This window comes from Streptomyces sp. NPDC059371, from assembly GCF_042751995.1.
Taxonomy (GTDB): domain Bacteria; phylum Actinomycetota; class Actinomycetes; order Streptomycetales; family Streptomycetaceae; genus Streptomyces.
Window position 1 is genome coordinate 93,275 of record NZ_JBHYXD010000024.1, and the last position, 9,020, is coordinate 102,294.

Annotated in this window: 8 protein-coding genes; 6 read left to right on the forward strand and 2 right to left on the reverse strand. The window is 72.5% G+C overall.

Annotated features, from left to right (window positions below):
• Positions 1-65 precede the first annotated feature (65 nt).
• Complete coding sequence (locus tag ACFXGX_RS16775; RefSeq protein ID WP_384790948.1) at positions 66-662, forward strand: histidine phosphatase family protein; 597 nt, start codon at positions 66-68, stop codon at positions 660-662.
• 19 nt (positions 663-681) lie between these two features.
• On the opposite strand, the gene ACFXGX_RS16780 is transcribed toward ACFXGX_RS16775, so the two are convergent.
• Positions 682-2,238 (reverse strand): hypothetical protein, encoded by a 1,557-nt coding sequence (locus ACFXGX_RS16780; RefSeq protein ID WP_384790951.1) that lies wholly within the window; start codon positions 2,236-2,238, stop codon positions 682-684.
• Positions 2,239-2,537: 299 nt separating this feature from the next.
• On the opposite strand from ACFXGX_RS16780, the gene ACFXGX_RS16785 reads away from it, so the two are divergent.
• A complete protein-coding gene (locus ACFXGX_RS16785; RefSeq protein ID WP_384790954.1) occupies positions 2,538-2,975 on the forward strand; it encodes a hypothetical protein in 438 nt (145 codons plus the stop codon).
• Between the two features lie 56 nt (positions 2,976-3,031).
• A complete protein-coding gene (locus ACFXGX_RS16790; protein WP_384790957.1) occupies positions 3,032-3,937 on the forward strand; it encodes a spermidine synthase in 906 nt (301 codons plus the stop codon).
• 117 nt (positions 3,938-4,054) lie between these two features.
• Here the strand turns inward: ACFXGX_RS16790 and ACFXGX_RS16795 are convergent, their stop codons facing one another.
• Entirely contained in the window at positions 4,055-4,603 is a 549-nt protein-coding gene (locus tag ACFXGX_RS16795; RefSeq protein ID WP_384790960.1) for a hypothetical protein, read from the reverse strand.
• Between the two features lie 157 nt (positions 4,604-4,760).
• Between ACFXGX_RS16795 and ACFXGX_RS16800 the strand changes: the two genes are divergently transcribed.
• The 3 genes from ACFXGX_RS16800 (at position 4,761) to ACFXGX_RS16810 (ending at position 8,907) form a co-directional block, all read left to right on the forward strand.
• Positions 4,761-5,465 carry a response regulator transcription factor gene (locus ACFXGX_RS16800; RefSeq protein WP_328555383.1) on the forward strand — a complete coding sequence of 235 codons (705 nt, stop codon included), beginning with the start codon at positions 4,761-4,763 and terminating at the stop codon, positions 5,463-5,465.
• Positions 5,462-6,838 carry a sensor histidine kinase gene (locus tag ACFXGX_RS16805; RefSeq protein ID WP_384790963.1) on the forward strand — a complete coding sequence of 459 codons (1,377 nt, stop codon included), beginning with the start codon at positions 5,462-5,464 and terminating at the stop codon, positions 6,836-6,838. The genes ACFXGX_RS16800 and ACFXGX_RS16805 overlap by 4 nt, the downstream gene beginning before the upstream one ends.
• Positions 6,839-7,422: 584 nt before the next feature.
• The gene (locus ACFXGX_RS16810; RefSeq protein ID WP_384790966.1) at positions 7,423-8,907 is read left to right on the forward strand and encodes a cellulose binding domain-containing protein; all 1,485 of its coding nucleotides are present in this window, start codon (positions 7,423-7,425) and stop codon (positions 8,905-8,907) included.
• The last annotated feature ends 113 nt before the right edge of the window (positions 8,908-9,020 follow it).

Here is a 9,020-nt window from a genome sequence, read left to right on the forward strand (position 1 = left end):
CCCCTCAGTCGTCCACGGGTGAGCCGAGTCTCATTCGTGCCGCCCGTCCCGGAAGGCTCCTTGTCATGGCACCGCGCATCCTGCTGGCCCGGCACGGACAGACCGAATGGTCACTGTCCGGAAAGCACACCGGCAGGACCGACATCCCGCTCCTGGAAGAGGGGCGGCGCGGAGCCAAGCTGCTCGGCGAGCGGCTGCACCGGTCGCCGCTGGACTCGCTGCCCGCCGCCGAGGTGCGCACCAGCCCGCTCTCGCGAGCGAGCGAGACGTGCGAACTGGCCGGCTTCGGGGAGCGGGCGACGACCTGGGACGCGCTCCTGGAGTGGGACTACGGCGCCTACGAGGGCATGACCCCGGCCGAGATCCAGGACATCCGTCCCGGCTGGTTCATCTGGCGTGACGGTGTCCCCGAGGGGGAGACCCTGGAGCAGGTCACCGCGCGCGCGGACGAGGTCGTCGCGTGGGCCCGTTCCGCGGACCGCGATGTGCTGATCTTCGCCCACGGTCACATCCTGCGGTCGATAGGCGCCCGCTGGCTGGGCCTGCCGCTGGACTTCGCGGCCCGTGTACGCCTCAATCCGACCTCGTTGTCGGTGCTCGGCTGGGCCTACGGGGAGCCCGCGATCGAGGTGTGGAACGACTGCGGGCACCTCAGCGCCTGACCGGCGCCCCCGGCGGCCCTCACGCCGTGCGGGGCAGGCTCGCGTGGCGGTCGAGAAACGCCGAGACGCCCGAGGCCCTGCGGTGCGGGAGCAGCACGCGGGCCGTCGCCGCCAGCATGGTCTGGATGCGGGAGGACTGGACCTCGTTCAGCAGGTCCAGGACCCGCAGACCGGCGAGGGCGGCCTCGTCGGGGCGGCCGCCGCGGGCGAGGTCGTCGGCGAGTTCCGCGGTGTAGAGGGCGATGTTGCGGGTGAAGTGCGGGTCCTGCAGGTGGGCCGCGCGGCGTGCGTGGCGAGCCGCCCGGGGCCAGTCGCCGAGCGTCGACCAGCACTGCGCTTCGAGGCCTTCCAGCTCGGCCTCCCCGTAGAAGGTCATCCACTCGGGGTCGGTCTCCGAGGGGCCGCGTTCGTACAGGGCCTGCGCGCGAGCCATCGCCTGCTCGCATCCCCGGCGGTCGGCGAGTCCGGCCCAGCCGCCCGCCTCGCGCAGCGCGAGCAGGGAGAGCAGCCGGGAGGAGCCCAGGGGGCGTGCGGCGCGCTGGGCGGCCTGGGCCGCGCGCACGGCCTCGCGCGGGCGCCCCGCGTCGCGGGCGAGGAACGCGGTGTTGCAGAAGGCGTGGGCCTCCAGGCCCGCGTCGCCCGCCATCCGGGCGGTGGCGAGGGCTTCCGCGTAGTGGGAGCGGGCGTCGTCGAAGCGCCCGGAGTCGTGTGCCAGCCAGCCCACCGAGATGGCCAGTTCGCCGGCTCCGGAGTACAGCCGGTCGGCGGTCGTCTGCCGGGTGGTGCCGGCGTCGAGCAGCTCGTACGCGGTGCGCAGGGGGGCCGCCGCGCGCCGGTAGAGCCCGTCTGCCCCGTGTCTGTCGTCGAGCAGCCGGATCCGGCGGACGGCCTCTTCGAGGGCGCCCGCCTCGGACGTACCGGCCCGGTGGACGCGTCGTTCGGCGGCCGCGGCGCTGCCGCCGAAGGGTCCCAGTGAGGCCGCCGCCATGGTGGCGGTGCCTCCGGTCATGAATGCGCGACGCTGCACGTCGCTCTCCTCGTGGTTCTGATCGCGTTTCTCGTACGGGCCGTACGGATCCCACAAGTGGTGCGGGTCGTACGGATCGTGCGGGCGGTGCGGATCGTGCGGGCTGTCCGTGTGGTGCGCGGTGTGCGGGCCGTACGGTGCCGGGACGTGGAGCTGATCCGGCATCTCATACGTCTCGTGCGCCCCGTCCGTCTCATGGGGCGCGTGTGGAGGGTTCGTGGAGTGCGCGAGGGGTGGCTCCCCCGTGTCACGCGCCCCGCGTCCGCGTACCCAGGAGCGGGGCGTGAAACCGAGGTCCGTCAGCGTGCGGCCGGGAAACATGTGCAGGAACACCCGCTCGTACGCGTAGTTGGGACAGCGGATCTCGCCCGCCTCGACGCGCCCGATGTAGCGCGCGTCGCAGCTCACCCGCTCGCCGATCTCGCGTGCGGCCCTCCGTACCAGCGCGGCGAACTCGCCCGGGGAGCGCTGGCCGCGCAACCGCCGGAAGGCGAGATTCGGCCGTGCTGGCCGGGGGGACGGGGACGAGGTCACCGATGACGACGCCATGGCCGGGCCCTCTCTTGCGAACCGTCGAACCACGCCGGATCCGTGGCTGAGTTGACCTGGTTGTACCCAGTAGGTGCCCTGGTTCCGGCGGGGCAAGAACGTACCTGTTGTGACAACGCCGCCACGCTGGGTTTGGCTACAAACCGGATATCTCATCCACGATCTGCCATGAACTGCCATCCTTTGTGGCGGAGTTTCGCCGTAGCCGTTGACGTCCTGGCGCGTTGAACCGGGTGGACCGGGAGCCGCCCGAACTCCCGACCCACTCGTCATGAGGAGGGGTTCCGTTGGAGGCCGGGATGCAGATCACGCAGAGCACCGAATTCCGTACGCCGCCGTCGACCGCGCAGCACAGGCCGTCCCCGGAGTGCGGCGTACCGCTGCGGCCGGCCGCCGAGTGCGACCTGGTGACCGTCCCGGCCCGTCAGGGGCTGGAGGCGGTCGACATCCTGCGCCGCGGCGCGGCCGACCTCGTGGGGCCCGTCCTGCACGACGGCGGCTGCGACACCCTCGGCTTCCTGGTGCCGCCCGGCACCGCAGACGCCTGGGACGTGCCCGGCAGCACCTGTACGCAGACCAACGGCCGTGGCCTGAGAGCGGCGCCCGAGCCCCCGGTCGAGGGCTCGGACTGGCTGCTCCCGCCCGGTGAGGCGGACCTCGCGACCGATCCGGCGGTGCTGCGGGCCGCGCTGGGCGAGGCCGCCCGGCTGATCGAGGCGGCGGACGGCTGCCGGTGAGCGGCCCGGTGACCGGCCGCTGAGCCGACCCGTCCCCGCGCCCCGATAATGGTCAGATGGCACGGGCGAGGAAACAGCGGGCGGACGACGGCCGCGACACCGGACGGGGCGGACGGCGCGGGCAGGGCGCCGCCGAGGCGGTCGTCGAAGCCGTCGACGGGGGGCTCGCCGAACTGCTGCCCGACCGGGACCGGGCACGCGCCTGGACCCTGCTCATCGACGGTGCCCCGCAGTCCCACGTCGACCTGGACGACCCCTCGTACCTGAGCTTCGAGTACCAGCGACGGCTCGGTCATGTCATCGACCTCGTCGCCCCGCCCGGCAGACCCGTGCAGGTCGTCCACCTCGGCGGCGGCGCCCTCAGCCTGGCCCGCTACACCGCGGCCACCCGCCCCCGGTCCACCCAGCAGGTCGTCGAACGCGACGCGGCTCTCGTCCAACTGGTGCGCCGCGAACTGCCGCTGGACCCGAACGCCCGGATCAGGGTGCGATCCGTGGACGCGCGGGAAGGTCTCGCCAAGGTGCCCGACGGCTGGGCGGACCTGGTCATCGCCGACGTCTTCAGCGGCGCGCGCACACCGGCCCATCTGACGTCCGCCGAGTTCGTCACGGAGGTCCGCCGGACGGTGAAGGACTCCGGGGTCTACGCCGCGAACCTCGCCGACGGACCCCCGCTCGCCCACCTCCGCGGGCAGATCGCCACCGTCGCCTCCGTCTTCCCCGAACTCGCCCTGGTCGCCGACCCGACGGTGCTGCGCGGCAAACGCTTCGGGAACGCCGTCCTCGTCGCCTCCGGCCGGCCCCTGCCCATCGCGGAACTGACCCGGCGCGCCGCCTCCGACCCGCATCCCGCCCGGGTCGAACACGGCAGGGAACTCATGGACTTCACGGGGGGCGCGGCACCGGTCACGGACGCGGTGGCGGTCGCGTCACCCGCGCCGCCGCCTTCCGTCTTCCGCTGACCCGGAGTCAGCGGGACCCGGAGTCAGCGGGACCCGGAGTCAGCGGGACCCGGAGTCAGCGGGGCCCGGCGTCGGCAAGGCCCGGCGCACGTGCGTCCGTTCGCCGCTGAGGCCGGGTCAGTACGTCCCGATGTCCACGTGCGGGGGACCGTCGTGCCAGTCGCAGAACACCGACACCCGGTCGGCGCCCGAGGAGAACTCCACGCGGATCCACGTCTCGGTCTTCCACACCTGCATCGACCAGCCGGTGTTCGGCGTCGCGGACACCAGCGTCCCGTACGTGGCGGTGATGTCGAAGACCACCCGGCCGCCGTCGGAGTCGTAGCCCTTGACCTGCCCGGAGGCGGACGGAGACGCAGACGCGGCCGGGGCCGACGGCGCCGGTGACGGACCGCCGCCCGCCGAGGCGGACTTAGAGGGTGTCGCGCTCGGTTTCGGGGTCGCGGACGGCCTGATCGCGGCACTCTTCGACGGCTCGGCCCGCCGGGTCGAGGACGCCAGGGGCTTCGTCTCCTCGGCCGTCGCGCCCGCCACCGTGATGGGCAGGGCACGCGGCGGGTCGTAGGCCGTGCCCGTCATGACGGTGTGGACACCCCACCAGGACAGCGTGACCGCCGCGCCCGTGGCGAGCGACCACGCGAGTACGTGTACGAGTCCTCTGCGCATCGCGGCCATACTGCACCACGAGTACCACGGGTGTCTCACGGCCCCGGAAGGATCCGGAATGTCCCCGGGGGGAGCGGGCCGGGATTGTCCACAAGTGCCTGGCGAGCGTTGTCCACAGGCCCGGACGGCCGCCCCCGGATGGCGTACGGTGCCGCCCATGGCAAGTGTGCTCGTTGTCGAGGACGACCAGTTCGTACGCTCGGCGCTCATCCGGCATCTGACCGAGGCCGCGCACATCGTGCGCAGCGTCGGCACCGCCCTGGAGGCGCTGCGCGAGGTCGCCCATTTCTCCTTCGACGTCGTGATCCTCGATCTCGGACTGCCCGATCTGGACGGGTCCGAGGCACTGAAGATGCTGCGCGGGATCACCGACGTCCCGGTGATCATCGCCACCGCGCGGGACGACGAGACGGAGATCGTCCGCCTGCTGAACGCCGGAGCGGACGACTATCTGACCAAGCCGTTCTCGGTCGAGCACCTGTCCGCGCGCATGGCGGCGGTGCTGCGCCGTTCGCGCGCCACCGTGGGCGAGGCTCCCGTGTCGACGGTCATCCGCGTCGGCGGGCTCGCCATCGACCCGCTGCGCCGCCAGGCGGAACTGGACGGCGTACGACTCGACCTCACCCGGCGCGAGTTCGACCTGCTCGCCTTCCTGGCCGGGCGCCCCGGCGTCGTCGTGCCGCGCAAGGAACTGCTCGCCGAGGTGTGGCAGCAGGCCTACGGCGACGACCAGACCATAGACGTCCATCTCTCGTGGCTGCGCCGCAAACTGGGGGAGACGGCGGCACGCCCGCGCTATCTGCACACCCTGCGGGGCGTCGGCGTGAAGCTGGAGCCGCCGAGAGCGGAGCGGCCGCTGTGAGGTGGGCACTCGTCAAGGTGTGCGTGGCGGTGACGACGATGGTCGTCGTCGCCTTCGCGGTCCCGCTCGGCCTGGTGATCAAGGAGATGGCGCGCGACCGGGCGTTCTCGAACGCCGAGCGGCAGGCCGCGGCCATCGCGCCCGCGCTCTCCATCACCACCGACCGGGACGAGCTGGAGCGCGTCGTCGCCTCGGCCGGCTCGGACGCGCAGATGGCCGTGCACATCCCCGCCGCCGACGGCAAGCCGACCGTCGAGATCGGCGAACAGCGCGCCGTCGGCAAGGACATCGCCATGACCCGGCGGCTGGGCCGGGCCTCCACCGCGGAGGTGCCCGGCGGCTCCGCGCTGCTCCAGCCCGTCGCGCTCAGCTCCGGCAAGATCGCGGTCATCGAGGTGTACGTCCCCGAGGCCGAGGTCAGCAACGGCGTCGGCACGGCCTGGGCGGTCCTCGCCGCGGTCGGTGTCGCCCTGATCATCGGCTCCGTCGCGGTCGCCGACCGGCTGGGCGTGCGGATGGTGCAGCCCGCGCAGCGCCTCGCCGAGAGCGCGCACGAACTGGGCGAGGGGAAGCTGGGCTCCCGCGTGCCCGAGGAAGGGCCGACCGAACTGCGGCAGGCCGCCGTCGCGTTCAACTCCATGGCCGATCAGGTCGTCCAACTGCTCGCCAACGAGCGGGAACTCGCCGCCGACCTCTCGCACCGCCTGCGGACACCGCTGACCGTGCTCCGCCTCAACGCCGCCTCGCTCGGCGACGGGCCGGCCGCCGAGCAGACCCGGGCCGCCGTCGAGCAGCTCGAGCGCGAGGTCGACACGATCATCAGGACGGCCCGGGAGGCCAAGCCGCAGACCGCGGCGATCGGCGTCGGAGCCGGGTGCGACGCCTCCGAAGTCGTCCGTGAGCGCATGGACTTCTGGTCGGCGCTAGCCGAGGACGAGGGACGCAAGGTGCGAGTGGCCGGTGTGGACCGGCCGTGCCGCATACCCGTGGCCCGCGCCGACCTCGCCGCCGCGCTCGACGCCCTCCTCGGCAACGTCTTCCGCCACACCCCCGAGGGCACGGCCTTCGCGGTCGACGTGCACAACGCCGAGGACGCCGTGATCGTGCTGGTGTCGGACGCGGGCGCCGGAATCGTGGACCCTGAGGCGGCGATGGCCCGCGGCCGGGGTTCGGGCAACGACGGATCGACGGGGCTCGGCCTCGACATCGTGCGACGGCTCGCGGAGTCGACGGGCGGGGACGTGCGGATCGGCTCCTCCGTGCTCGGCGGAACCGAGGTACGCATCTGGATCCAGCTCGACGGCAGAGCCCCCCTCCGCACCGGTCACCGAGGCACGGTACGCCGCCGCAAACGCACCGCATCCGTGCGCTGAGCCTGCCGGCTGGTAGACCGGGGCTTGTGCCGGGCTCGCTTGTGCCGAGCCCGTCCGGCCTGTCCGTGCCGGGCTCGCCTGTGCCGGGCACTCTGCAGGCCCGCGCCGAGCGCCCGGCCCGCCCGACTGCCGTACGCGTTCCGCGCGTCGGCTGCCGGTATGTGCAGGTCGTACACCGACGCATCAGCCTGTGGCCCAGTTGTGCACCGGCCGGGCTCGTGCCACGCGCCGATCCCGTCACCCACAAGCGCCGATCAGCTTCGCCGGACACGCTGGGTTCGCCCGTCGGGCCGGCCCGCGGTCCGCGTCAGGTCGGCTCTCGCCGCGCGTCGGCTCGTCACCCGCACCTGCCGGTCAGGCTCGCGCCGAGCGCCCGCGCCCCGCGTGGCCGCGGCGTACGGCAAACCGCCCACATTGGTCTCGACCTTTAACGTCTCCCGATGCCTTCCTTAAGCGGACCCTAAGATCCTCAACCGCCGTCCGTATCGCGCGGTTTGGCCGATTCCGGATCGCTAGCGTGATGTCCGCACCCCCTGGGGCGACCCCAGCGAACCCCCGTGAATCCGCGAAGGCAGGCACACGCGATGAGCAGCACGCACCGGCGCAAGGTCAGTGGCAGGAACAAGGCGATAGGCGGCATCGTCGCGGCGGCCGTGGCCGGCGGCGGCGCCTTCGTGTTCACCGGCATCGCGAACGCCTCCAGCGTCGGCGCCGCGTACACCAGGACCAGCGAGTGGTCCACGGGCTACACCGCGCAGTACGTCGTCTCCAACGACACCGGCCAGCGCAAGCCGGACTGGAAGCTGGAGTTCGACCTGCCCTCGGGCTCCAAGCTCAGCTCGCTGTGGGACGCGACCTCGACGGTGAGCGGACAGCACGTCACCGTGACACCGCCGTCCTGGGACAAGGACGGTCTGGCGGCCGGCGAGTCCGTCACCGTCGGCTTCGTCGTGAACGGCACCGCGAACCCGACGGGTTGTGTCATCGACGGCACCAAGTGCTCGGTGGACGGGGCGACACCCGAGCCGAGCGGCCGTCCGACGCAGACCGCGACCCCCACGGCCACGCCCACCCCGACCGCGAGCGCGACCCAGAGCGCGACCCCGAAGCCGACGGCCACCGCCACCGCCACGGCCACCCCGACCCCCACGCAGACCTCGGGCGGCGGCAACACGACGACCGCCGGCTTCGCGCCCTACGTCGACACCTCCCTGTACCCGGCCTTCGACCTGCTGAAGGCGGTCGACTCCACCGGCGTGAAGAACTACAACCTCGCGTTCATCACCGACGGCGGCGGCTGCACGCCGAAGTGGGGCGGCGTGAGCGACCTCGCCAGTGACGGGGTGGCCGCGCAGATCGGCGCGCTGCGCGCCAAGGGCGGCGACGTCCGGGTCTCCTTCGGCGGGGCCTCCGGCTCGGAGCTGGCCACCACCTGCTCCTCGGCCGACGCGCTGGCGGCGGCGTACGGCAAGGCCGTGGACGCCTACAAACTGACGAAGGTCGACTTCGACATCGAGGGCGGGGCGCTGCCCAACACGAGCGCCAACACCAACCGCGCGAAGGCCATCGCCAAGCTGCAGCAGCAGCACCCGGGCCTGGACGTCTCCTTCACCCTGCCGGTCCTGCCCCAGGGCCTCACCCAGGACGGCGTCAACCTGCTCGCCGACGCCAAGTCCAACGGCGTGAAGATCAACACCGTGAACATCATGGCGATGGACTACGGCCCGGCCTTCAGCGGTGACATGGGCGACCTCGCCGAGCAGGCCGCCACGGCCACCCAGGCGCAGATCAAGAGCGTCCTCGGCCTCTCCGACAGCACCGCCTGGAAGACGGTCGCCATCACCCCGATGATCGGCGTCAACGACGTGTCCTCGGAGATCTTCAAGGTCGACGACGCCTCGCAGCTCGTGACCTTCGCGAAGTCCAAGGGCATCGGCTGGCTCTCGATGTGGTCCGCCACCCGTGACAAGCAGTGCGCCGGCGGTGCCAAGAACACCGCGGACGCGGTCTGCAGCTCCATCGTCCAGAGCGACGGCGCCTTCTCCAAGGCCTTCGCCGCTCTCAAGTAGCCATCGCGAGAACGGGGGTTGCGCGCCCCGGCCGGACCTCTCCACCCCCCACCCGGCCGGGGCGTCGTAGCAGGACGGGAAAGGCGGGGGCCGTGTCCGGTGGACTTCCGGAC